This window comes from Microbacterium sp. BH-3-3-3 (assembly GCF_001792815.1).
In the GTDB taxonomy this organism is placed as follows: Bacteria; Actinomycetota; Actinomycetes; order Actinomycetales; family Microbacteriaceae; genus Microbacterium.
The window spans coordinates 1,777,849-1,802,440 of sequence record NZ_CP017674.1; the positions used below are offsets into that span (position 1 = coordinate 1,777,849).

Genomic DNA, 24,592 nt, shown 5'->3' on the forward strand with positions numbered 1-24,592 from the left:
GTCTTGGCTGAGGGCACCCCCGCATCGCTCACGGCCGAATCCGGTCGCACGTCGCGTCGGGTGTCGCTGCGGGTCCGCCCACACGACGCGACCAGGTCGGGTCGACCGGCCGGAGAGGACGACGATGTCCGGTAACAAGGCAGTGGCGTACAAAGAACCCGGAGTGGTGGAGGTCATCGACACCCCCTACCCCGAGTTCGAGCTCAAGGAAGGCCCGGGCGTGAACCCGGCGAACGTCGGCCGGAAGGTCCCCCACGGCGCGATCCTGCGCACCGTCTCCACCAACATCTGCGGCTCCGACCAGCACATGGTCCGTGGTCGCACCACCGCCCCCGCGGGTCTCGTGCTGGGCCACGAGATCACCGGGGAGGTGATCGAGGTCGGTCCCGATGTCGAGTTCGTCAAGGTCGGCGACATCGTCTCGGTGCCCTTCAACATCGCGTGCGGCCGCTGCCGCAACTGCAAAGAGGGCAAGACCGGGATCTGTCTGAACGTGAACCCCGACCGCCCCGGCAGCGCCTACGGATACGTCGACATGGGCGGGTGGGTCGGCGGGCAGGCCGAGTACGTGCTCGTCCCCTACGCCGACTGGAACCTGCTGGTCTTCCCCGACCGCGAGCAAGCGCTCGAGAAGATCCTCGACCTGACGATGCTGTCCGACATCTTCCCCACCGGCTTCCACGGCGCCTACACCGCCGGCGTCCGCCCGGGATCGACCGTGTACGTCGCGGGCGCGGGTCCGGTCGGCATCGCCGCGGCCGTCGGCGCGCAGCTGCTGGGCGCGGCGGCGGTGCTCGTCGGCGACCTCAACGCCGAACGCCTCGCGCAGGTGCGGTCGCTGGGATTCGAGAGCGTCGACGTGTCGAAGGGTGACCCGCGCGACCAGATCGACCACATCCTCGGCACCCCCGAAGTGGATGCCGCGGTCGACGCGGTCGGCTTCGAGGCGCGCGGGCACGGCTCCGACTCATCGCACGAGGCCCCGGCGGCGGTGCTCAACTCGCTGTTCGAGGTCACCGCAGCCGGTGGCGCCCTCGGCATCCCGGGCTTGTACGTGACGGGCGATCCGGGCGGGGTCGACGACGCAGCGAAGGTCGGTTCGCTCTCGCTGCGACTCGGCCTCGGCTGGGCCAAGTCGCTGACGTTCACGACCGGCCAGTGCCCGGTGATGAAGTACAACCGGCAGCTGATGATGGCGATCCTGCACGACAAGGTGCAGATCGCGAAGGCCGTCAACGCCACGCCCATCAGCCTCGACGACGCGCCCCAGGGCTACGCCGACTTCGACAAGGGCGCCCCGCGCAAGTACGTGCTGAACCCGAACGGGTACATCAAGAGCTGAGGCGAGGCCGGAGCTCGCAGAACGGCGCCTTGCTCGCAGACTTCCCCGCGGAATCTGCGAGGTTCGCGTACTTCTGCGAGCTTCGGCGCGCGGGTCCGCGAGAGCCCGTCTGCGGGCGGGATGCCGCAGCCCCGAGGCCGCGGCATCCGTTCGCGGAACGTCGTCAGCCGGGCGGGTCCCCCCGCCCGATCAGCACGACTCCTGCAAATCCGACGCGCCACGGCGTCTTCCGCCGAGCGACAGCCGATCTGCAGGAGTTGTGCACCGGCTACGCCAGGACCACGCGCTCCATCCTCTCGAAGCTCTGCTCCATGCCGTCAACCATGCCGGTGGAGAGGACGGCGTCGCGGGTCGCGGCATCCGGGTACTCGATGAGCAGCGTCACGAGGGTGGCTCCGTCTTCCTCGTAGAACGACAGGTCGTTCGTGGTCGAGGGGTAGTCGGTGCCGGTCATGTGCTCGGTCTGCACGATGCGGCGCGGCTCGTCGATGAGCAGGGTCTCGCCGTCGAAGCCGAAGCCCTCGCCCTCGGTACCGGCCTCGGGTTCCCACGCGAGGCGGTATCGACCGCCCACCGAGACGTCGACCTCGCTGACGGTCATGCGCCAGCCGTCGGGGCCGAGCATCCACTGCCGCATGAGATCGGGGTCGACGTGCGCGCGCCACACCAGCTCGCGCGGGCCGTCGATGAGGCGCGTGATGCGCACGTGCTGGTCGCTGAGCACCTCGAGCTGCGTGCCCGTGCCCTGGGCGAACTCGCGGAGTCCGAGCAGCACGGCGTCGAGCTGGTTCATCGCGAGGGTCGAACCCTCGACGGCGCCCATCGCCACGACCTGCTCGAGGGCCTCGGCCGACGCGAAGTGGCTCACGTTCGTCAGCCGTGAGCCCTCGGGCGTGGCCTCGAACGAGAAGACCATGCGCATCGACGGCATCCCCTCGATGGGGTCTCCGTTGTCGTCGGCGAAGGAGTCGATGACCTCGAATCCTCGCGGTTCGTCGATGCGCGTGAACTCCCATGCCCCACCGGCGTGCTGACCCTGGGGCGAGGTCATGTGGTACTTCGCGTGCCCGCCCACCGAGAAGTCGAACGCGTCGAAGGTCGCCGGCCAGCCGGGAGGACCCCAGAACCGCTCGAGCTGGCGCGGGTCGGTGAACACGGCCCACAGACGCTCGGGACCGACGGGGAAGTCGGCGACCAGGCTCATGGTGAGCGCTTCGGTGTCGCTCTCAACGGATGTGACGGGCATGACGGACTCCTTCGTCGGGTCAGTTCTCGGTCGGTTCGGGCGCAGGGATGGATGCCATGGCATCCGGTTCCTCGAGGAGCAGCGCATCGAGCCGGTCGATGCGGCCGCGCCAGAGGTTCTCGTACGAGCGCAGCAGTTCTTGCGCCCGGGCGAGGGCGGCGGGGTCGGCACGCACGAGTCGCACCCTCCCCTCCGCACGCTTGGTGATGAGCCGGGCCTCGGCCAGCACCGCGATGTGCTTCGACACGGCGGCGAACGACATGGCGTATCCCGCGGCGAGGTCCGACACCGACTGCTCGATGACGAGTGTGCGCCGCACGATGTCGCGACGCGTCGCGTCGGCGAGCGCGTGGAAGACGCGATCGATGTCGGCGGAGTCGAGGTGGTGTTGTTCAACCATTTGGTTGTACGTTAGCGTGGAGAGGGGTCCTGCACAAGACCTGTCGAGCACGCATTCGCGTTGCACTTCGGGCGCGAGGAGAGCCTAAGTAGGTACACGTTCAGGGCGACCCGGGCTGGTGGCGTGCACAGGACCGAGTCACGCCATCTTCGGAGCACTCACGCCGACCCTCGAAGCTCCCCGAGTCATGTCAACACTATACCGAAAGTGGTATAGTTTTGACATGACTCGGCCCACCTACCGCGACATCGTCCACGAGATCGCGATCGACAACTATGGGTACGTCACCACGCGGGAAGCCGAGAGCGCGGGCGTCCCCCGAATCGAGCTGGTCAAGCTCGCTACGCGCAACAGGTTCACCCACATCGCCTACGGGTTGTACCGCGACGAGACCATCCCGCACACCCCTCTGGATGAGTACGCGGAAGCGGCGCTACGCGCGGGAGAGGGTGCGTTCCTGCGAGGAGAGACGGTCCTCGCGCTCCTGGGGCTCGCCGATGTGAACCCCCGGAACATCACCCTCGCGACCCCTAAGCGCACTCGACGCACGGTGCCCGCACATATTGAACTCACCCCGGCCCCTGCGGGCGCGAAGCCAACCGTGTACGAGGGCATCGCGGCGCAGCCCGTGGTGGATGCGCTCCTCGAATGTCGGGGCCGCGTCCAGACCGGACGGCTGCTCGAAGCTGCCGCCCAAGCGCGCGCAGAGGGGTACCTGACCATGGCAGAGATGTCGCGAGTGCGAGTGGCGCTGGCCGCGTGACGTACGACAAAGCCCCAGCGAACCTCGCCTCGCTACGGCAGCGGCTCGCCAACATCGAGGGCGACGAAGGAGCAGTCAACAGGCGAACGGTCGGGATGGCGCTGGTCGTGGTCGGCCAGATGCTCCCAGCCGGGGCCGTCAAAGGTGGAAGCGCCATGGCTCTCCGCTACGGCCGGGCCACTCGATTCACCAAAGACCTCGACGCCGCGCGACCGGGCACGCTGGCTGAGTTCACCGATGATTTCGAGGAACGGCTGCGCACGGGGTGGTCGGGATTCACCGGTCGCCTCATCGAACGCACGGCGCCGAAACCGGCGGACGTACCCACCACGTACGTCATGCAGCCCTTCGATGTGAAACTCGACTATCTCGGCAAGCCGTGGTGCACCGTCACGTTCGAGCTGGGCCACAACGAGATCGGCGACGCTGATGCGCCGGAGACAGCGCTCGCCGACGACCTCGCGGACCTGTTCCCATCCGTCGGCCTTCCCCGCCCGGAGCCGGTCAGTGTGATGCGTAGTGACCATCAGATTGCGCAGAAGCTTCACGCGGCGACGGGCCCTGGTAGCGAGCGCGCACACGACCTCATCGACCTGCAACTGCTCGATCGCGAAGAGGACCTCGACCTCGCTCTCGTGCGCGAGACGTGCACACGCCTCTTCACCTATCGCGCCGGGCAGCAGTGGCCCCCCGTCGTGGTCGTGAACGAGAACTGGGACACCCTCTACGACGCATCCTCTACCGGAGTAAACGTCATCCCGGATATCACCGCTGCCGCGGCGTGGGCGAACGACTTCATCACGCGCATCGACGCGGCCCGAACGACGGGGACGAACTGACATTCAGCGTCGTCTCCACGCGTCCCGAACAAGACCCTCCAACCCCCCACTCGGCAACACGACCCACCCCTCCCGCCGCGCCACGGCGAGCATCTCGGGCGCCGGGGGCTCGAACCGGCCGAGCGCCCCCGCGCGGGTCGCGAGAGCGGCGATGACCGCGTCGAAGGCGTCGGCCTTCGCGATCGCGAGCCCGGCGAACGGCCCGACGTCGAACCACGGCACCCGAGAGCGCACCGTGTCGAGCAGGGCGCTGCGGCGGGCGTCATCCACTCGGTAGCCCGTCGTGTCGAAGCCCCACACGCGCAGCGAGCCGCCGGGGTACACCTCGAACAGGCGCCCCTCCCCCGCACGATCGACCGCGAAGCCGGCCTCGGCCAGGCGCCGCAGCACCCCGGCGCACCGCAGCGCCGTGACGCCCAGCCGGTCGGTCGACACGCTCAGCGGCCACCGACCGATGCGCTCGCGGACGACGTGGTCGGTGTGCCGGTAGACGAGGGGGCGCCGCCAGTCCGCTCCCCCGTCGACCGGTCCGAGCGCGGGGGCCGCCTCGGCGTGGTGGGCCTGGACGAAGTCGACGAACGCGTCGGGCCACCCGAGCGGGCAGTCGATGCCGAGCCACGCGTCGCCGGCCGAGACCGACGCCACGATGTCGGCGTCGTCGACCCCCACCTCGAGCCGCGTCAGTCGCGCGGCGCCGCGCGACCAGACGATCTCGGCCAGGGCGGTGCCGGGGGTGCTCGCGGCGAGGTCGATGCCGATGGTTCTCACCGGCAGCAGCCTAGGCGCGACAGGGTGGGGGCTCTCCGAACGGGGCCGGGTGCCCGCGCAACCGCCGCGCGTGATCGCGTTCGAGGTGCGAGGATCGCTTCATGGCAGACGACGACCTTCCCGACTCGCTCGAGCCTGCCCACGGCATCCCACCCCGTCCCGAACCGCCCGCGCCGCCGCGGCCCAAGGGCGATCTGCGGGTCGTGTCGGTCATCGCCCTGGTCACGGGCGTCGTCGTGATCGCCTGGTACCTGTTCCTCGTCACGGTTAGCGCGATCGCCGAGCTCGAGGGACTGATGTGGATCCAGATCGGCATGTGGATCATCGCTGCGGTGTCGGCGGTGTGCGGCATCCTGAGCCTGAACGCGCGGATGGCGCGGGAGCTCGCGGCCGCCGGCTTCATCGCGGGCGTCGCCGCCGGCCTGCTCTCGATCTCGGTCGGCGTGGCGACGGCCGCGGAGTTCTTCGGCTGATCGCGCGTCGACCCCGAGGTCGGCGACGGTCAGCGCGCGGCGCACTCCTGGCTGAGTTCGGTGAGCATCCACACCCCGGTGGTGTGCGAGAGGTGCACCGTTCCACAGTCGCCGCTCGCGTAGGTGACGTCGAGCACGGCGTCATCGCCCTGCTCCGTCACGACGGCGACGTCGACGTCGGGCGACATCCCCGCCGCGGCGTACAACAGTGAACTCTGGCGCACGAGCTCGGCGCAGTCCTCGACCTCGAGTCCCGTCGACGCCGTGTACTCCGTCAGCATCCGTTCCTGCAGGCCCGCGGTGAGCGCCCCGCAGGCGGCGACGGTGTCGGAGGAGCGCACGGCCGTCCACCACGCGCGGAAGGCCTCAACCGGCCCGGAATCGGGCACCGGCGTGGCCGTGGCAGAGGGACTCCCGTGCGGCGACGGCGACTCGGCGACGGCGGTGGAGGGCTCGGATGCCACGTGGCCCGTGCACGATGAGAGGGCGACGCCGGCGACGGCGAGCGCGACGAACAGCAGCGGGCGGGGGGATCGCATGCCCTCCATTGTCACCGACATCGGCGACGGAGGCCATCCGTTTCGTGGAGGGCGGGACCCCGGGCGTGCGGGTCGCCCGGAATAGCGGGCGGGCCGCGGAGGTTTTCGCAGGCATGACGCCGGAGCCTGCGCTGGATCGTGCCCTGTCGACGCTCGACGTGCGCCCCGGTCGCGCGCATCAGCTGACGCTCGCCCCCCGAGAGCGCCTCGCCCTGCCGCGCGGCGGCGCGGCCCTCGTCTACGTGCGCGTCGGTGAGATCAGCGGATCGGCCTCGGCGCGGACGGCCTGCACGGTCGACGCCGCGAGCGGGTCGGTCGCCACGACCGTCGGCGGGCGGACACTGCTGGCCGGAGACGCGTTCGTGAGCCTCGGATGCCACGGGCTCGCCCTGGCCTCGCAGTCCGGCGCCGAGGTGACGGTCGTCCCCCTCGAGGTCGCCCCGTCGGGCGACGCGCGCAGCCTGCCGCCGTTCGTCTTCGTCAGCGGCTTCGCGCACGCGGAACCCGCGGCGGCGGCGCTGGCGGCGCACCTGGGCACGACCCCGAACGCGGAGACCGCCGAGCGCCAGGGCGACGAGACCATCTGCAAGCTCATGGTGACCACCGTGCTGCTCTCAGCGCTGCGGGCGTGGGCCTCGACCGACCGCGACGCGGCCTGGCCGCCCCGCGCCGACGACCCGTTCCTCGCGCGGGTCGTCGCCGCGATCGCTCACGATCCCGGTCACGACTGGAGCATCGGCGAACTGGCATCGCTCGGCGCGATGTCGCGGTCGGTGTTCGCTGAGCGGTTCCGTCGGAACTTCGGGCTTTCTCCCGCCGCATACGTGAGCGCGGTGCGCATGGAGAGGGCGAAAGACCTGCTCGAGGCCGGAACGCCGGTGTCCGAGACCTCACGGGTGCTCGGCTACGCGTCGGACGAGGGCTTCAGCCGCGCGTTCCGCCGCCACGCGGGTGTCGCCCCGTCGGCGTGGCGGGCCGGCCGCCGGGCGACCGTCGCGATCTGACGCCCCCGCCGGCGCCGCTGCCGCTGGGCGGCCCGGCCGGCGTCACCCTCAGCCCGCGACGGCGCGGCGCTCGCGCACCGAGACCCCGAACAGCACGGCGCCGATCACGAGCAGCGCGATGCCGATGGCATCCACCGTCACCACCCCGACCGCGTCGACGAGCACTCCGCCCACGCCCGCCGCGATCGTGATGGCGAGCTGGAAGCCCGTGACCACGAGGCTGCCGCCCGCTTCGAGACGGTCGGGCATGCGGTGCCCCACCCACGTGTTCACGATGATCAGCCACGACGAGAAGAAGAAGCCCCACACGAGCACGGCCGCCGCGACCGCGATGATCGCCGTCGGAAGCAGCACGACGACCGCGACGGCGACCGCGATGACGAGCGGTCCGATGACCGAGAGCCGCACGAAGGCGCGGTCGACGACGATGCCGATGACGAGGTTGCCGACGAACCCGCCCACCCCGAACAACGCGAGCAGCAGCACGATGGTGCCCCCGTCGACCCCCGGGACGCGCTCCAGAGCGAGACGCACGTAGGTGTAGGCGAGGAAGTGGCCCAGCACGACGAGCACGTGACCGATCATGCCGCCGCCCACGCCCGGGCGCCGCAGCGTGTCGACGAGGATGCGCAGGCTCGACGCCGAGGCCGCCGGTACGGGCGGGAGCACGACGCGCACCGCGACGCCGACGACGGCCGTGATGACACCGATGAGCAGGAAGGCGACCCGCCAGTCGAGCACCTCACTCAGGGCGACGCCGATCGGAACACCCGCCACGGTCGCGAGCGACAGTCCCGCCGAGCCGAACATCACGGCCCGCCCGATGCGGTCGGGGCTCGACAGGCGCGCCGCGACCGTGATCGACATGGCCCAGAACGCGCTGATCGCAGCGCCGAGTAGGAAGCGCGCGGCGAGGATGGCGATGAGGCTGGGGGCTGCGGCCACGACGAGGCTCGACACCGTGGCCGCGGCCGCGGCGGCGGTGAGCAGGGTGCGGCGATCGAGGCGGGGCAGCAGCAGGCCCACGGTGGGGGCGAAGAGCAGCCCGGCCAGGGCCGTGACGGTGACGGTCTGGCCCGCCTGCCCGGGCGTGATGCCGAGCGAGGCGGCCATCTCGGTCAGCACGCCGTTGGGCAGGAACTCGGCCGTGACCAGCAGGAAGCTCAGCAGCATCACGACGATGAGTCCGCCGTACCTCATGGTGGACGGCGCGGAGACGGGAACCGGGGCGGTGGTGGTCATGTATCGATGCTCGCGAGCGGCGGCGTCGCGCGCCCGACCGTTCGTCCGCGGCATCCGACCGTTCGTCCGCGGGGGACTCAATCGGACGACGACGCCCGCACCGTGCGGTGGGCCCGCAGCACGAGGACGATTCCGGCCACCCAGAACGGGACCTGCACGAGCTCGGCCAGCCGGAACGCCCCGGGCGAGTACTCGCCTCCCCCCGCCTGCAGGGTGAGGACGGCGCCGATCAGCAGGATGACGAGGATGCTGGAGAGGAATCCCGCGCCGTTGACGACGCCCGTGGCGGTGCTGAGCCGTTCGCGCGGATTGTGGTCGCGCGCGATGTCGAACGCGACCATCGAGGCGGGTCCCCCGACGCACATGGCGGCGGCGAGCACGACGAGCAGCGGCAGCGGCGCCCGATCGGGGAACGCCAGGACCGCCGCCCACGACACCGCCTGCGCGCCGACCAGCGAGAGCACGAGAGCCGTGCGGGCCCGGGGGAAGCGACCCGAGATCGCGCCCACGATCGGCCCGAAGGCGATGCCGCACACGACGTAGACCGAGAACAGACCGCCCGCGGTCGCGGCATCCAGACCCTGGCCCGCCACGAGGAACGGGAAGCCCCACAGCAGGGCGAAGGCGTTGCCCGAGAACGAGGTGACGAAGTGCACCCAGAACGCCAGCCGCGTTCCCGGTGATCTCCACGCCTCGCGCACGGCGCGCGAGACGCTCGCCCGCTCGACGGCGACGGGCCGGCGCTCGCGGACGACCACGGCGACCAGTACCGCCACCAGCGCCGTGACCCCCGCCAGCGAGAGGAAGGCCGAGACCCACCCCGCCACGCCGACGAGCGCGGCGAAGGGCACGACGCTGACGATCTGCCCGAACTGGCCGGTCAGACCCGTGACCTGCACGGCCGTCGGTGCGAGCCGCGGCGGGAAGCGCATGCCGATCACGCGCAGCAGTCCGGGGAAGATGGCGGCCTCACCGGCCCCCATGAGCAGACGCCCCGCGATGGCGACGCCGATGTCGGGTGCCAGGGCGAGCACGACCTGCGCCCCCGCCATCACGAGCATGCCGACCGTCAACACGGTTCGCACGCCGAACCGGTCGAGAAGCAGCCCGACGGGCAGCTGCAACGCGCCGTAGACGGCGAGCTGCACGACGGCCAGCAGAGACAGCGTCGCCGCGGTGATCGCGAACCGGTCGGCCGCCTCGAGCCCCAGGGCCGCGAGCGAGGTGCGATTGACGATCGAGACGACGTAGGCGATGACCCCGACCAGCCACACGACGAGCACGCCGATCCGCAGGCCCCCCGCGCGCGCCGCGGGGGAGCTCTGCGAGACGGTGCGGGTCATCCGCGCGAGAGCCGCAGCGTCACGACCTGGAACGGACGCAGCTCGAGCGCGATGCCCTCGCCCTCGACCGCGAGGCGGCGCGAGCGCGCCATGTCGTCGCCGAGCGGACGTTCGAGCAGGTCCACCTCGGAGGCGGATGCCACGGCGAACCCGGGCGTGAGGGTCGTCGCCGCGCGGCGTCCGAGTGCCTCGTACACGCGCACGATCACGCCGCCCGAGCGGTCGTCGGCGAGCTTCACGGCCTCGATGCGCACGCCCTCGTTCGACGAGCGCAGCACGCTCCACGGCTCGACCGTGCCCTCGGCCGCGGGGCGGCGCAGCGGCAGGTTCTGTTCGTACCCGGAGGCCACGACGGCGGCGATGTCGGCCCCGGGGTGCACCGCGTACGCGAACGTGTGGTGGCCGGCATCCTGGACCGGGTCGGGCGAGTTCGCCGCGCGCACCAGGCTCAGGCGCACCTCGGTCTCGACCTCGCCCGAGGCCCCGACCGTGCGGGTGATGTCGTGGCCGTAGGTGGCGTCGTTGGTGACGCCGATGCCGTAGCCCGGCTCCTCGACGTGCACCCAGCGATGGGCCATGACCTCGAACTTCGCGTCTTCCCACGAGGTGTTCGTGTGGGTCGCGCGGCGCACGTGGCCGTACTGGATCTCGGCGCTGTGGTGGTGGGCGTGCACGACGAACGGCAGCGAGGCCTTGAGCAGCTTCTCGCGCTCGTTCCAGTCGAGGTCGACCGCGAAGTGCACGCGCACGTCGTCGGCGTGCACGGCGATGGTCTGCGTCAGCCGCGAGGTGCCGAAGGTGCGCGTGACGATCACGCGGGCGCGCAGCTCGTCGTCGACCGCGAGCTCGACGGCGTCGGCGGTGTCGAGGTCGTCGAACGTGTAGCGGTAGTGGGCGTCGATGTCCCAGGCGTCCCAGGCGTTGGGGAGGTCCTGGTGCAGCTGCAGCAGGTTCGCGACACGGTCGGCGGGCACGAGCTCGCGGCCCGCGGCGAGGTCGACGATCGAGGTCACGAGGCCCCGGGCGTCGACGGTGACCCGCACGAGACCGTTGTCGAGCACGATGTCCGCGCCGGATCGCTCCGCCCGCACCGGGTGCGCGGGCGCGACCGGAACGAGGGATGCCACGCCCAGCGCGGGCGTCTCGACCAGCGCGAGCGGGGTGCCGGTGGCATCCAGGGCCAACGACCGACGGGCGTGGTCGGCGGAGTTCACGACCGCGGCCGAGAGCCCCGCGGCGTCCAGGGCCTCGGCGATCAAGTGGTCGAGCTCGGCGAGGGCGGCGGCGTAGTCCTCTTCGTTCTGCTCGTGCACCCACTGGATCGAGGATCCGGGCAGGATGTCGTGGAACTGCTGCAGCAGCACGCCCTGCCAGAGGCGATCGAGCGCTGCGTACGGGTACTCGGCGCCCTTCAGGGCGGCGGCGGTCCACCACAGTTCGGCCTCGCGCAGGCGGTGCTCGGCCTCGCGGTTGCCGCGCTTCTCCCGGGCGTGCGAGGTGAAGGTGCCGCGGTGCAGTTCGAGGTAGAGCTCGCCCACCCAGACGGGAGCGTCGGGGTACTCGGCCCGGGCTGCGGCGAAGAAGTCGTCGGGGTGCTCGATCTCGACCCGCGGCGATCCCTCGAGCGACTCCACCCGGCGCTGGCGCTCCATCATCTCGCGGATGGGTCCGCCGCCGCCGTCGCCGTAGCCGAAGGGCACGAGCGAGGTCGTCGCCCTGCCCTTGTCGCGGAACTGGCGCACGGCGTGGTGCAGCTCCTCGCCCTCGAGCGTGGAGTTGTAGGTGTCGATGGGCGGGAAGTGCGTGAAGATGCGTGAGCCGTCGATGCCCTCCCACCAGAAGGTGTGGTGGGGGAACTTGTTGGTCTGGCTCCATGAGATCTTCTGCGTGAGGAACCAGTCCAGGCCCGCGAGCTTCGCGATCTGCGGGAACGCGGCGGTGTAGCCGAACGAGTCGGGCAGCCAGATGCCGTGCGTCTCGACGTCGAGCTCGTCGCGGAAGAACCGCATCCCCTGCGTGACCTGGCGCACCATGGCCTCGCCTCCGGGCAGGTTGCCGTCGGGCTCGACCCACTGCGAGCCGACCACGATCCACTGTCCGTTCGCGATCGCGGTCTTGATGCCCTCCCACACGTGCGGGTAGCGCTCCTTGACCCACGCGTACTGCTGCGCCGACGAGGCGGCGAAGCGGAAGTCGGGGTACTGCTCGGCGAGCGCGAGGACGTTCGAGAAGGTGCGGGCGGTCTTGCGCTTGGTCTCGCGGATGGGCCAGAGCCACGCGGTGTCGATGTGCGCGTGGCCGATGCCCGAGAGGCGGTGGGCCGAGGCGGAGGCCGGACGCGACAGCACGTCGACGAGCTCGGCGCGCGCGACGGCTGCGGTACCGACGATGTCGTCGAGGCGGAGCACGTTCAGCGCGCGCTCGAGCGCCCGCATGACCTCGTGGCGGCGGGGCTCGGTCTCGGGCAGCTCCTTCAGCAGCTGGTACAGCACCTCGACGTCGAACTGCAGCGCCCACACCTCGGGTTCGAAGACCGCGAGCTCGGCGGTGCGGAAGGTGTAGATCGGCGTCTCGGGAGCGGTCTTCTTGGAGCCGAACTTCGTGGGGACGAAGTCGTTCACGAGGATGTCGGGGTTGGCGGCGGCCTCGACGAAGAAGTGCACGGGCTCGCCGCCCGCGGCCTCGTCGGTCAGGCGCACGTAGTGGTTGCGGGGGTGGATGCCCTTGACCTGCACGCCGTCGGGGGTGTGCACGAGCGCCTCGGCCTGGTTGCCGGGCCAGTCGCCCTGGAAGCCGGGGTCGAGCAGCAGCTCGACGGTGCGGCCGGCCCAGTCGGCCGGGATCTCACCGGTGACCTCGAACCACCAGGTCGACCACGCCCGCCCCCAGCTGTCGCCGACGGCGAAGGGGGCGTAATCGGCGGCGAGGGCCTCGGAGGCCGGGACCGGCTCGTCGGGGACCATCCAGGCCTTCAGCGCGACGGGCACCCGCGCGGAGTACACGGCGGGGACGATGCGCTCGGTGAGCACGCGGTGGATGCGCTCTTCGACGAGCGTGAGGTTCTGGTGCACGGTGTCTCCGGTTTCGGGGTCAGCGCGGGAGGCGGGGTCGGGATGCGTCGGGAGGGGCGGCGGGGAGGGATGCCGGGGCGGCGGGCTGGTGCGGGGGCGCGGCCGACGTTCGGGTCGAGGTCGCGCCCCCGGGCTCAGCGGAGGTACGACAGGTCGGCGAAGCTGGAGCTCGCGTCGTCGAGCAAGGCCCGCGCGACGCGGACCGAGTCGATCAGCGGGTGGTGGGCCAGGGCCCGCAGCGCCGCGGCGCGCGAGCCGGTGAGAGCGGCCTCGATCGTCTGGCGCTCGACGTACTTGACGGTGGCGATGAGGCCCTGCCCGAACGCGGGCACGGCCGCGCTCTCGAGCGGGCGCGGGCCGTCGGCGCCGACGATGCAGGGCACCTCGACCACGGCCTCGGCGTCGAGGCCCGCCAGCACGCCCCCGCCGGGGACGTTGAGGATGAGCCGCGCCGACTGGTCGTAGGCGATCGCGCGCATCAGCGCGATCGCGACGTTCTCGTAGCCGCCCGAGACGAGGTCTTCCTCATCGCGGTCGCCCATGCCGGCGGAGTCCCGGTTGGTCGCCATGTAGGTGACCTCGCGCTCGTGCCGGCAGGCCTCCCAGGCCGCGTGGGGACGCGGCGCGGTCGCCGCCGTCTCCCAGAAGCCGGCCTGCTGGTCGAGCAGATAGCGCCCGCGCGTGGTCGCGGCGTACTGGTCGGCCTGGAGCACGTCGCGACGGTACGAGTAGTAGTGCAGGTACTCGTTGGGAAGAGCCCCGAGCGTCTGGATCCAGTCGGCGCCGAACAGCGCTCCCTCTTCGAACGACTCGATGCGCTCGGGCGAGGCGAGCAGTTCGGGCAGCAGGTCGACGCCGTCGCGGCGGAGCGCCGTCAGCCACCCGAGGTGGTTGAGGCCGGCGTACTCGATCTCGACGTCGGCTGCGTCCCGGATGCCGAGGGCCCCGAGCGCGCGGCGGGCGAGGCCGATGGGCGAGTCGCAGATGCCGATGACACGGTTGCCCAGCACGCGGCCCATGGCCTCGGTCACCACGCCGGCGGGGTTGGTGAAGTTGATGACCCACGCGTCGGGGGCGACGCGCCGGATGAGCTCGGCGAGCTGCATCGCGACCGGCAGCGTCCGCAACGCGTAGGAGATGCCGCCGAAGCCGACGGTCTCCTGCCCGATGACCCCGTGCGACAGACCGATGCGCTCGTCGGCGGCACGGCCGGCCATCCCGCCGACGCGGATGGCCGAGAACACGAAGTCGGCCCCGCGCAGGCCCTCTTCGGCATCCGTGTGCACGCTCACGCGCGGGGCATCGGGGAAGTCGCGCGCCTGGTCCTCGAGGATGCGGGCCATCGTCCGCAGCCGCGCGGCGTCGGTGTCGACGAGGGCGACCTCGTCGACGCGTCCGGCATCGCGGTCCAGCAGCAGGGCTCGGTACACCAAGGGGGTGCGGAATCCTCCGCCACCGATCATGGCAAGCTTCATGCGGTCACAATCTCGACATTCCGTCGGCCCAGGGACTCGACGATCGGGCCCTCGAGCGGCGCATCGGTGATGAGCCGCCGCAGGGCGAGGGGCAGGGCGATACGTCCGGCGCCGCTGCCGGGGAACTTGCTGTGGTCGGCGAGCACGGTCGCCGCGTCGCATGCCGCGAGCATCGCCTGCTTGATCGGCACCTGCGCCAGCGTGGTGTCGCGCAGATCGCCCTCGGGCGACATGCCGCTGACGCCCAGGAAGGCGTGGTCGGCGCGGATCAGCCGCAGCGACTCGGTCGTGAGGTGGCCCGCGACGCTGCGGTACACCGGGTCGTAGTCGCCCGGGAGCACGACGAGGTGCGTGTCGCGCTCGTCGCGCAGCACGTCGTAGATGGCCATGTTGTTGGTGATGACGGTGACCGCACGGCCGCGGAGCAGTCGCGCGAGCTGCAGGGTCGTGGTCCCGACGTCGAGGATGACGGCCTGGCCGTCGCGGATCGTCTCGGCGGCGGCGCGGGCGATGCGCTCCTTGCCGTCGCGATTGACGGGCTCGACGGTGGCGAAGGGCGCGTCGCCCTCGCCCATCACGGCGCCGCCGTGCGTGCGTCGCAGGAGTCCGGCGTCGTCGAGGCGCTGCAGATCACGACGGATCGTGGCGATGCTCGAACCGGTGGCCTCGGCGAGCTCCGCGACCGTCGCCGCGCGGGCGGAACGGAGGTGCTGGAGGATCTCGCGGTCTCTGACGTCTTTCATGATGCGATCACCTTATCGCTCAAAATCGCTCAGTAACAAAATATTTACACGCAAAAATTTGCGCGTTCCTGAGCGACGAATGCTATAAACGGTGCAACGCCCCGGTCGTCACCGAAGAGAGGAGGGGCCGATGACAGTCGCATCCGGTCCCACGCCCCGCCTCCTGACGGCCGGGCAGCTTTTCCTCGATCTGGTCTTCGCCGAGCTCGCCGCAGCTCCCCGCCTGGGCGAGGAGCACTGGACCCCCGCCTTCGGCTGGGGCCCCGGGGGAATCGCCAACTACGCCATCGCCGCCTCCCGACTCGGAGTGCCCACGGTGCTCTGCGCCGACGCCGGCACCGATGCCCTCTCGCGGCTCGTGCGCGACCGGCTGCGCGACGAGGGCATCGTCGACGGCATCCGCGAGCGCGCAGACTGGAGCCTGCCGGTCACGGCGGCGATGAACTACGGCGGCGACCGCGCCCTGGTCACCGGTGGCCGCCCCGCCGCGGCCCTCGCCTCTCTGCTCGAGAGTGCGCCCCTCACGCCCGTCGCCGCCCTCCACCTCGACGACTCCGTGTCGGAGTGGGTGCGCGCACGCGCCGCGCAGGGCACAAAGATCTTCGCCGACATCGGCTGGGACGCCGACGAGCAGTGGAACCCCTCGGCGCTCGACGTGCTCGACGGATGCCACGCCTTCCTCCCCAACGAGGCCGAGGCCCGCGCCTACACGCGCACCGACGACGCCCGCTCCGCCGCCCGCGCCCTCGCCGATCGCGTCCCCCTCGCGGTCGTCACCCGCGGCGGCCACGGCGCCATCGCGGTCGACTCGGCCGCGGGCGAAGAGGTCGAGATCGACGCCGTCGCGATCGACTTCGTGGATGCCACGGGCGCCGGCGACGTGTTCGGCGGAGCGCTCGCTGCTGCCGAGCTCACGGCCTGGTCGTTGCGCGAACGTGTCGAATTCGCCGCTCTCGTGGCCGCGATCACCGTCTCCCGTCCCGGCGGCGCGGCCGCCGCTCCCCGCCTCGACGAGCTCCTCCCCTGGCTCGACTCCCACCCGGCGGCCGCCGACCCGGCGCGCTTCGCCTTCCTCCGCGCTGCGCTGCACGACGGCGCATCGCCCTTCGCCGCCTCGGCGGCATCCCGCACCGCCTCTTCCTCACGCCCCACCCGAATCAAGGAGTGACCCGCCCATGATGACTTTCACCCCGCGTCACCGACGCGTGCTCGGCACCGTCGCCGTCGCCGCCGTCGCCGCCGTGTCCCTCTCGGCCTGCTCCGGCGGTGCCGGCGGGTCGTCCGACGGCCCGATGACCCTCTGGACCTGGCCCGGCGGCATCGGCGAGAGCGTCGTCGACTCGGCCAAGACCGAGTTCCCCGACGCGAAGCTCGAGGTCACCACCATCGGTGACGACGTCAAGCAGAAGCTCGTCACCGTCTTCACCGGACGCAGCGGCATCCCCTCGCTCACCGGGATCAAGGGCGAGGACATGCCCTACTTCCTGCAGCAGGCCGACCTCTTCACCGACTTCTCGACCCTCGGCATCGACGCCAAGCTCGCCGACTTCCCGCAGTGGAAGCTCGCCGAGGCCACCACCTCGGACGGCAAGCTCATCGGCCTCCCCACCGACATCGGCCCGACCGCGCTGTATTACCGCACCGACGTGCTCGCCGCGGCCGGCCTTCCGACCGATCCGGCCGAGGTCGCCGCCGCCACCTCCACGTGGGAGGACTACTTCGCCTTCGGCGAGAAGCTCAAGGCCGCCACGGGCGCCTACCTCGAGGTGTCGCTCGAAGACGTCTTCACCAAGGTCATGGGCCAGGGCGAGACGAAGTTCGTGTCGGAGGACGGGGAGTTCCTCGGCGAGAGCGACCAGGTGAAGAAGGCCTGGGACACCGCGATCGAAGCCAACGAACGCGGCCTGGTCGCCGGCATCCAGGACGGCAGCCCCGACTGGGCCGCCGCCGTCAACAACGGCTCCCTGCCGACGCTGCTCGGCGCCGCCTGGTACCAGGGCGACCTGAAGAGCAACGCCCCCGACACCTCGGGCAAGTGGAACGTCACGGCGATGCCCGGCGGGCCCGCCAACATCGGCGGATCGTTCCTGACGATCCCCGCGGCCACCGCCAACAAGGACGAGGCCGTGAAGATCGTCGAGTACCTGCTCGACGCCGAGAACCAGGCCACCACCTACACCGAGGTCGGCAACTTCCCCTCGTCGACCGAGGCGCTGAGCCAGCCGGCGCTGCAGGAGCCCGACGCCTTCTTCGGCGGACAGGTCACGACCGACGTCTTCAAGGCGGCGTCCGAGAAGATGCCGGTCAGCTACACCAGCCCCATCGACAACGAGGTGGCGGCGCCCTTCATCACCGAGCTCGCCAACGTGCAGTCGCAGGGCAAGGACCCGCAGCAGGCGTGGAACGACGCGCTGACCGCCGCCCAGCAGGTGTGGGAGCGCTCTAAGTGACATCCGCCACGCGTGTCATGACGGCCTCGGGGGTGCGCCCCAGCGCGCGCCCCCGGGGCCGGGGCCTCATCCGGCACTGGCCGATGTACGTGGCCATCGCCCCCTTCTTCCTGCTCTTCCTGGGCTTCGGCCTCTTTCCCACCGCCTACTCGCTCGTGCTGTCGTTCCAGGACTGGAACGGCCTCGGCACGGCGGAGTGGACCGGGATCGACAACTACACGCGCTTGTTCACCGACGGCACGTTCTGGCTGTCGGTGCGCAACACCTTCGTCATCTTCGCGCTGTCGACGTTCCCGATGCTCGCCATCGCCATCGCGGTCGCCGCCCTGCTCAACAACGCCGTGCGCTTCAGCACCGCGTTCCGCATCGCCTACTTCGTGCCCAACATCACCTCGGTGGTGGCCATGGCGGTGCTGTTCGGCTCGATCTTCGGCGAGAACTTCGGACTGGCCAACGCGGCCCTCAACTCGCTGGGCCTGCCGGGTGTGCAGTGGCTGTCGACGCCCTTCGGCATCCAGCTCACGATCTCGATCCTCATCACCTACCAGTGGACCGGGTACAACGCGATCATCTTCCTCGCCGGGATGCAGTCCATCGGCGGCGAGGTCTACGAGGCCGCGAAGCTCGACGGCGCGGGCCCCATTCGCAGCTTCTTCTCCATCACGCTGCCGCTGTTGCGCCCGACGATCATCTTCGTGCTCGTCGTCTCGACGGTCACCGGCATGCAGAGCTTCACCGAAGCGCAGGTGCTCACCGCGAGCTCGAGCACGACGAACCCGAACAGCGGCGGCGCGGGCCAGGGCGGGCTGACCATGGTCCTGTACTTCTACCAGCAGGCCTTCAGCTACAACCGCTTCGGCTACGGCGCCGCGATCGCGTGGGGCGTCTTCCTCATCGTCGTGATCTTCACCATCATCAGCTGGCGCTTCACCGCCGGCAAGAAGGAAGACAAGGCCCGCGCATGACCGTCACCACGCCCCCCACCGCCACGGTCACCGAGCACATCACCACCGCCGGGGTACCGATGCGCCGTCGCCGCAAGGCGACACCCGGACGCGTCCTGCTGTACGGCATCCTCTCCGTCGGCGCGTTCATCTCGCTCTTCCCGCTGTACTGGCTCGTCGTGATGGCCAGCAACTCCACGAGCGACATCTACACGACTCCGCCCACGTTCATCCCGGGGCCGCGACTGTTCGACAACATCGGCGCGGTCTTCGCGCGCATCGACTTCGCCGGCTCCCTGCTGAACACGGTGATCGTGGCCTGCAGCGTGACCTTCCTGGTGCTGGTCTTCGACTCGCTCGCCGCGTTCGCGTTCGCGAAGTTCGAATTCCCATTGCGCCGCACGCTCTTCACGATCACCCTCGTGACGTTCATGCTGCCGATGCAGCTCGCGGTCATCCCGCAGTTCATCACGATGACCAACCTGGGCTGGGTCGGCCAGCTGCAGGCGCTCATCGTGCCGGCCGCGGCCAACGCGTTCGGCATCTTCTGGCTGCGCCAGTACATGGTCTCGTCCATCCCCGACGAGCTGATGGATGCCTCGGTGCTCGACGGCGCGGGCTTCTTCCGCCAGTGGTTCACGGTGTGCCTGCCGCTCATCCGCCCAGGTCTGGGCTTCCTCGGCATCTTCACCTTCATCGCCGCGTGGAACGACTACCTGTGGCCGCTGGTCGTGCTGACCAACCCCAACCAGGTGACCCTCCAGGTCGCGACGGCCCAGCTGAACACCGCCTTCGGCCAGGACTACGGCATGGTCATGGCCGGGGCGCTCCTCGCCGTGCTGCCGCTGCTGATCGTCTTCCTCATCGGTGCACGCCAGTTCATCGGCGACATCGCCAAGGGCGCGATCAAGTGAGCGGGACCGCGCTCCGCGCCCCTCTCACGCCGACCTCGCCCTCGACGCGGGTCATCGTGGTCGACACCGATGCCCTCGGCGACGTGGCGGCGGGCATCGTGGCGACGGTCGCCCCCGACGGCGTCCTCGGCGTGGCGACGGGGTCCTCCCCTCTCGCGCTCTACGCCGCGCTCGCCCGTCGCCGAGCCGACGGTCTCGCCACCGAGGGGCTGCACCTCTTCGCCCTCGACGAGTACGTCGGGCTCGAAGCCTCCGACCCCCGCTCGTACGCGGCCTACGTGCGGTCGATGATCGCCCAGCCCCTCGGCATCCCGGCCGAGAACGTGCGCGTGCCGCACGGTTCCACCGCCGCCGACGGCGCGGCCTACGAACGGGCCATCGCCGCCGCGGGCGGGGTCGACGTGCAGATCGTCGGCATCGGCCGCAACGGCCACATCGGCTTCAACGAACCCGGATCGGATGCCGAGACCCGCACCCGTGTCGTCGAGCTCGACGAGAGCACCCGCCGCGCCAATGCCGAGCACTTCGACGGCGAGCTCTCCCGCGTACCGACGCACGCCATGACGCAGGGGGTCGCCACGATCCTGTCGGCCCGGCGTATCGTGCTCGTGGCATCCGGTGCCGCGAAGGCCGCCGCCCTGCGCGCGGCCCTCACCGGCCCCGTCACCGCCGACAACCCCGCTTCCTTCCTGCAACGGCATCCCGACGTCACCGTCGTGGCCGATCCCGACGCCCTCCGTGAGGACCGATGACCCACCTCGGCGATCCCACCCCCGGATCCGACACCCGCCTTCCCCCGCGCGCCTGGCTGCGCTCCGACGCCCCGGTCCAGAGCCTCGACGGCGACTGGGCCTTCCTTCTGCACGACGCCGATCCCGGCGACGACCTCGATGGCCCGCCGCCGTTCGCCGCCGTCGACGCCGATGCCTCCGGGTGGGACCGCATCCCGGTGCCCTCGCACTGGGGGCTGCGGGGGCACGGCCACCCGACGTACACGAACATCCGGTACCCGTTCCCCCTCGACCCCCCGCACGTGCCCGATGCCAACCCCACCGGCGACCACCGGCGCGTGTTCGAGTGGCATCCGGATTTCTGCGCGGGCGGCCGCACGCTTCTGCGTTTCGAGGGCGTGGAGTCGCTCGCGACGGTCTGGCTGAACGGCACCGAGATCGGCTGGTTCACCGGCAGCCGCCTGATGACGGAATTCGACGTCACCGACCACCTGGTCGACGGCGAGAACGTGCTCGCCGTGCGCGTGCACCAGTGGTCGGCCGCGAGCTACCTGGAGGACCAGGACCAGTGGTGGCTTCCGGGCATCTTCCGCAGCGTCTCGCTGCAGGGCCGGCCCGCGAACGGCCTCGACGACGTGTTCGTGCGCGGCGACCGCGACCCCGCGACCGGCGCCGGCACCCTCGACGTGCGCCCCCGCGGTGGCTGGCCCGTGACCGTGCGGGTGCCCGAACTCGGCATCGACGAGACGTGGGCGGATGCCACCGAGGTGGCGATGCTCCCCCTCGACGCCGTCGACGCGTGGACGGCGGAGACACCCCGCCTGTACGACGTGGAGGTGTCGACGGAGGCCGAGACCGTGCGGCTGCGCGTGGGCTTCCGCCGGATCGAGATCATCGGCGACCGGTTGCTCGCCGACGGGCGACCGCTGATCTTCCGCGGCGTCAACCGCCACGAGACCGACCCCGACCGCGGCCGCGTGTTCGACGAGGACTACGTGCGCGGCGAGCTCGCCCTCATGCGCCGGCATAACATCACCGCCATCCGCACGGCCCACCAGCCCCCGCACCCGCGGATGCTGGAGCTCGCCGACGAGCTCGGGTTCTGGGTCGTGCTCGAGTGCGACCTCGAGACGCACGGGTTCTGGGACGTCGAGTGGACGGGCAACCCCGCCGACGACCCCGCCTGGCGCGACGCCTGCCTCGACCGCGTTCGCCGCACCGTCGAGCGAGACAAGAACCACGCGAGCGTGGTGATGTGGTCGCTCGGCAACGAGTCGGGGACCGGCCGCAACCTCGCCGAGATGGCCGGGTGGATCCGCGAGCGCGACGACTCCCGCCCGATCCACTACGAGGGCGACTACGGCGGGGCGTACACCGACGTGTACTCGCGCATGTACCCGACGATCGAGGAGGTCGCCTCGGTCTGCGGCGAGCAGACGATGCCCGTGCACGAGATCGGTCCCGCCGAGGGCGCACGTCAGCGCGCGAAGCCCTTCGTGCTGTGCGAGTTCGCGCACGCGATGGGCAACGGCCCCGGCTCGCTCGCCGACTACGAGGCGCTCGTGGAGCAGTACCCGCGCCTGCACGGCGGCTTCGTGTGGGAGTGGCGCGATCACGGCATCCGCACCCGCGCCGCCGACGGCACCGAGTTCTTCGCGTACGGGGGTGACTTCGGCGAGCCCGTGCACGACGGCGTCTACCTGATGGACGGTCTCGTGCTCTCCGACGGCACGCCCTCTCCCGGTCTCGGCGAACTGGCCGCGGTGTGGGCCCCCGTGACGCTGGAACACCTCGGCGAGCGCTCCTGGCGGGTGCGCAACCGGCAGCACACGCTCGGCACCGACCACCTCGAGCTGCACTGGCGCATCGAGGACGACGGCATCCGTCTGACCGACGGGATCGTCGCCCTGCCCGCGCTCGCCCCGGGCGAGGAGGGCACCGTCGAGGTCCCCCTCGACGGGCTGCCGGATGCCGCGACCGAGCGCTGGCTCACCCTCGAGGTGAGGTGGCGCGACGCCCCGCCGTGGGGCGACGCCGGGCACATCGTCTCGCGCGCACAGCGCCCGCTCCGGGCCGCTCCCCCCTGCCCGCCCCGCCGCGGCCGCGCCACATGGGACGGCGACGCCCTGGGTGAGGCGGTGTTCGACCGCCGCGGCGGCCTGCTGCGCTGGCGCGACCTCGACATCTCCGGACCGCTGCCCGAACTGTGGCGCGCGCCCACCGAGAACGACCAGCTCGACGGGCAGGGCTCGTACGAGACGGCCGACCCGGCCCTCACGCACGGCCGCGGCGACGAGAGCACGCCGGCGTCGTCGGTGCGGTGGCTCGAGCGCGGCCTCGACCGCCTGCAGCACCGGGTGCTGTCGGTCGAGCGCACCGACGACGGCCTGGTGCAGCGGGTGCGGTCGATGGCCGCGCACAGCGCGCAGGGCATCGAGACGACCTTCGCCTGGCGCCTCGACGGCGACGGCCTGCGACTGCACACCGACATCCGCCCGTTCGGCCCCTGGGACTGCACGTGGCCGCGGGTCGGCGCGCGCATCGGGTTGCCGGGCGCGCTGGCCGACGAGCGGGTGGAGTGGTTCGGCACGGGACCGGCGGAGTCGTACGCCGACAGCGGCGAGGCCGCGTACGTCGGACGCTTCGAGGCCGCCGTCGACGACCTCGGCGTCGCGTACGGCCGGCCGCAGGAGACCGGCCACCGCCCCGGCCTGCGCGCCCTCGACCTCGGCCCGCTGCACCTGCGCGCGATCGACGCGGGGGCGACGGGCTTGCCCGGGTTCCAGCTCGATCGTCACACCGCGCAGGAGCGCACCGGCGTCGGTCACGCGCACGAGCTGCCGCCGTCGCGCGGACTGTGGCTCTACCTCGACGCCGCGCAGCACGGGTTGGGGTCGCGCGCCTGCGGACCCGACGTGCTGCCGCGATACGCCCTCTGGCCGCGCGCGGTGTCGTGGACGGTGGTGTTCGGGTAGGCGGAGGTCACATTCGGGGACGGAATTTTTATGAGATAGTGCCGTAAGTCATAAAAATGGGAGCGCCCCTTATGAATTCCGATCCGCCTCGAGAACCCGCGGGCGACACGTCTTGGCCAGCCGTCGGCTACGAGACGCGCGACTGGGTACCCACGGCGGCCAGGGGAATCCGCGCCGCACGCGAGGGTCATGCCCGCGTTCGCTATGAGGCCTCCGTGCCGCCGACAATCGCCTCCCTCAACCCCTCACTGGTCCCTGAGGTCGCTGCGGAGGCGGAGGAAGCGGCGGCCGAACTCGCACGCTTCGATGCCGAACTCGGCAGCCGGGTCGCGGGCTTCGCCCCGGTCCTCCTGCGCTCGGAGGCCGCTTCCTCGTCGCAGATCGAGAACCTCACCGCGTCGGCTCGTGCGATCTTCTCCGCGGAACTCGGCGCGAAGGGATCCCGCAACGCCGAACTGATCGCCGCGAACACCCGCTCGCTGCACGCAGCCCTCGATCTCGCGGCGCAGATCACGCCGGCCAGCATCGCTGCGATGCACCGCGTTTTGATGGAGTCGCAGCCGAGGCACGCCCCCGGTGAATACCGGACGGAACAGGTGTGGATCGGAACCCGAGGCGACTCACCCGTCCGTGCCGAGTTCGTCCCGCCGCACCACGAACACGTTGCGTCTCTCGTCGAAGACCTCGCTGGCTTCTCGACCCGCTGGGACGTGCCGTCTCTCGTCTCCGTCGCGATCGCCCACGCGCAGTTCGAGACGATCCACCCCTACACCGACGGCAACGGCCGAACGGGTCGAGCCCTGGCACAGTCGATGCTCCGCTACCGAGGTGTCACCAGGAACGTCGCCATCCCGGTTTCCGCCGGCCTCCTGGCCGACGTCGACGGCTACCACGCCGCGCTGACCGCCTATCGAGACGGAGACCCGAACGACATCGTTCGCGCCTTCGCAGCCGCAGCATTTCGCGCGGTCGCGAACAGTCGCGAGCTCGTTTCCGACATCGACGACATCCGCGCATCCTGGAACGATCGACTGACCGCCCGACGCGACTCCAACGCCTGGCGACTGCTCGACGTCTTCGTTTCCCGGCCCGTTCTCGACTCGGCGACCGCCGCCGAAGAGCTGGGGATCGCACAGCCCAACGCGTACCCGCCACTGAAGGCGCTCGTCGACGCCGGCATCGTGCGCTCGAAAGCGGAGCACAAGCTCGGCCCGTTCTGGCGTAGCGAAGAGATCCTGCACGCCATCGACGCGTTCGCCGAGAGGGCGGGACGCCGCCAACGCGGCTGAGCCCCGCATGCACACCGCCCCACGGCATCCTTCTTCCGCGG

21 protein-coding genes are annotated in these 24,592 nt (G+C 71.0%); 12 read left to right on the top strand and 9 right to left on the bottom strand.

From position 1 onward, the window contains the following. Positions 1 to 124: 124 nt before the first annotated feature. Complete coding sequence (gene fdhA, locus BJP65_RS08180) at positions 125 to 1,342, top strand: formaldehyde dehydrogenase, glutathione-independent (RefSeq protein WP_070408805.1); 1,218 nt, start codon at positions 125 to 127, stop codon at positions 1,340 to 1,342. Positions 1,343 to 1,610: 268 nt separating this feature from the next. Here fdhA and BJP65_RS08185 read toward each other — a convergent pair whose 3' ends face one another. Beyond that, on the bottom strand, positions 1,611 to 2,588 hold the full coding sequence (locus tag BJP65_RS08185; RefSeq protein ID WP_070408806.1) for an SRPBCC family protein: 978 nt from the start codon (positions 2,586 to 2,588) through the stop codon (positions 1,611 to 1,613). Positions 2,589 to 2,607: 19 nt separating this feature from the next. Next, on the bottom strand, positions 2,608 to 2,988 hold the full coding sequence (locus BJP65_RS08190) for a helix-turn-helix transcriptional regulator (RefSeq protein ID WP_070408807.1): 381 nt from the start codon (positions 2,986 to 2,988) through the stop codon (positions 2,608 to 2,610). Positions 2,989 to 3,211: 223 nt separating this feature from the next. Between BJP65_RS08190 and BJP65_RS08195 the strand changes: the two genes are divergently transcribed. Beyond that, positions 3,212 to 3,751 (top strand): hypothetical protein, encoded by a 540-nt coding sequence (locus tag BJP65_RS08195; protein ID WP_070408808.1) that lies wholly within the window; start codon positions 3,212 to 3,214, stop codon positions 3,749 to 3,751. After that, positions 3,748 to 4,590: a nucleotidyl transferase AbiEii/AbiGii toxin family protein gene (locus BJP65_RS08200; RefSeq protein ID WP_219811340.1), complete on the top strand. Its 843-nt coding sequence runs from the start codon at positions 3,748 to 3,750 to the stop codon at positions 4,588 to 4,590. The genes BJP65_RS08195 and BJP65_RS08200 overlap by 4 nt, the downstream gene beginning before the upstream one ends. Before the next feature lie 3 nt (positions 4,591 to 4,593). On the opposite strand, the gene BJP65_RS08205 is transcribed toward BJP65_RS08200, so the two are convergent. Beyond that, the gene (locus tag BJP65_RS08205; RefSeq protein WP_070408810.1) at positions 4,594 to 5,358 is read right to left on the bottom strand and encodes a DUF429 domain-containing protein; all 765 of its coding nucleotides are present in this window, start codon (positions 5,356 to 5,358) and stop codon (positions 4,594 to 4,596) included. Between the two features lie 101 nt (positions 5,359 to 5,459). Between BJP65_RS08205 and BJP65_RS08210 the strand changes: the two genes are divergently transcribed. Next, complete coding sequence (locus tag BJP65_RS08210) at positions 5,460 to 5,831, top strand: hypothetical protein (RefSeq protein WP_070408811.1); 372 nt, start codon at positions 5,460 to 5,462, stop codon at positions 5,829 to 5,831. A gap of 29 nt (positions 5,832 to 5,860) precedes the next feature. Here BJP65_RS08210 and BJP65_RS08215 read toward each other — a convergent pair whose 3' ends face one another. Next, on the bottom strand, positions 5,861 to 6,370 hold the full coding sequence (locus tag BJP65_RS08215) for a hypothetical protein (protein ID WP_070409910.1): 510 nt from the start codon (positions 6,368 to 6,370) through the stop codon (positions 5,861 to 5,863). 113 nt (positions 6,371 to 6,483) lie between these two features. On the opposite strand from BJP65_RS08215, the gene BJP65_RS16285 reads away from it, so the two are divergent. Next, on the top strand, positions 6,484 to 7,374 hold the full coding sequence (locus BJP65_RS16285) for a helix-turn-helix domain-containing protein (protein ID WP_083285776.1): 891 nt from the start codon (positions 6,484 to 6,486) through the stop codon (positions 7,372 to 7,374). A gap of 48 nt (positions 7,375 to 7,422) precedes the next feature. Here BJP65_RS16285 and BJP65_RS08225 read toward each other — a convergent pair whose 3' ends face one another. The 5 genes from BJP65_RS08225 to BJP65_RS08245 form a co-directional block, all read right to left on the bottom strand. After that, on the bottom strand, positions 7,423 to 8,616 hold the full coding sequence (locus BJP65_RS08225; RefSeq protein WP_070409912.1) for an MFS transporter: 1,194 nt from the start codon (positions 8,614 to 8,616) through the stop codon (positions 7,423 to 7,425). A gap of 77 nt (positions 8,617 to 8,693) precedes the next feature. Beyond that, positions 8,694 to 9,959, bottom strand: a complete 1,266-nt coding sequence (locus BJP65_RS08230; RefSeq protein WP_083285777.1) for a nitrate/nitrite transporter — start codon at positions 9,957 to 9,959, stop codon at positions 8,694 to 8,696. After that, positions 9,956 to 13,030 carry a glycoside hydrolase family 38 C-terminal domain-containing protein gene (locus tag BJP65_RS08235; protein ID WP_070408812.1) on the bottom strand — a complete coding sequence of 1,025 codons (3,075 nt, stop codon included), beginning with the start codon at positions 13,028 to 13,030 and terminating at the stop codon, positions 9,956 to 9,958. Before BJP65_RS08235 ends, BJP65_RS08230 begins: the two co-directional genes overlap by 4 nt. Positions 13,031 to 13,164: 134 nt before the next feature. After that, positions 13,165 to 14,505: a 6-phospho-beta-glucosidase gene (locus BJP65_RS08240; RefSeq protein ID WP_070408813.1), complete on the bottom strand. Its 1,341-nt coding sequence runs from the start codon at positions 14,503 to 14,505 to the stop codon at positions 13,165 to 13,167. Beyond that, complete coding sequence (locus tag BJP65_RS08245; RefSeq protein ID WP_083285778.1) at positions 14,502 to 15,248, bottom strand: DeoR/GlpR family DNA-binding transcription regulator; 747 nt, start codon at positions 15,246 to 15,248, stop codon at positions 14,502 to 14,504. Before BJP65_RS08245 ends, BJP65_RS08240 begins: the two co-directional genes overlap by 4 nt. Before the next feature lie 130 nt (positions 15,249 to 15,378). On the opposite strand from BJP65_RS08245, the gene BJP65_RS08250 reads away from it, so the two are divergent. From BJP65_RS08250 to BJP65_RS08280, 7 genes are all read left to right on the top strand, one after another. Continuing rightward, positions 15,379 to 16,416 (top strand): carbohydrate kinase family protein, encoded by a 1,038-nt coding sequence (locus tag BJP65_RS08250; protein WP_070408815.1) that lies wholly within the window; start codon positions 15,379 to 15,381, stop codon positions 16,414 to 16,416. Between the two features lie 7 nt (positions 16,417 to 16,423). Next, positions 16,424 to 17,698 (top strand): extracellular solute-binding protein, encoded by a 1,275-nt coding sequence (locus BJP65_RS08255; RefSeq protein ID WP_258027436.1) that lies wholly within the window; start codon positions 16,424 to 16,426, stop codon positions 17,696 to 17,698. Next, a complete protein-coding gene (locus BJP65_RS08260) occupies positions 17,695 to 18,663 on the top strand; it encodes a carbohydrate ABC transporter permease (protein ID WP_258027437.1) in 969 nt (322 codons plus the stop codon). Before BJP65_RS08255 ends, BJP65_RS08260 begins: the two co-directional genes overlap by 4 nt. Beyond that, the gene (locus BJP65_RS08265) at positions 18,660 to 19,556 is read left to right on the top strand and encodes a carbohydrate ABC transporter permease (RefSeq protein ID WP_197978726.1); all 897 of its coding nucleotides are present in this window, start codon (positions 18,660 to 18,662) and stop codon (positions 19,554 to 19,556) included. The genes BJP65_RS08260 and BJP65_RS08265 overlap by 4 nt, the downstream gene beginning before the upstream one ends. Further along, positions 19,553 to 20,308, top strand: coding sequence for a glucosamine-6-phosphate deaminase (locus BJP65_RS08270; RefSeq protein ID WP_070408817.1), 756 nt, complete (start codon positions 19,553 to 19,555; stop codon positions 20,306 to 20,308). Before BJP65_RS08265 ends, BJP65_RS08270 begins: the two co-directional genes overlap by 4 nt. Further along, positions 20,305 to 23,262: a glycoside hydrolase family 2 TIM barrel-domain containing protein gene (locus BJP65_RS08275; RefSeq protein ID WP_070408818.1), complete on the top strand. Its 2,958-nt coding sequence runs from the start codon at positions 20,305 to 20,307 to the stop codon at positions 23,260 to 23,262. The genes BJP65_RS08270 and BJP65_RS08275 overlap by 4 nt, the downstream gene beginning before the upstream one ends. Before the next feature lie 215 nt (positions 23,263 to 23,477). Next, positions 23,478 to 24,551 (top strand): Fic family protein, encoded by a 1,074-nt coding sequence (locus BJP65_RS08280; protein ID WP_258027438.1) that lies wholly within the window; start codon positions 23,478 to 23,480, stop codon positions 24,549 to 24,551. Positions 24,552 to 24,592 lie beyond the last annotated feature (41 nt).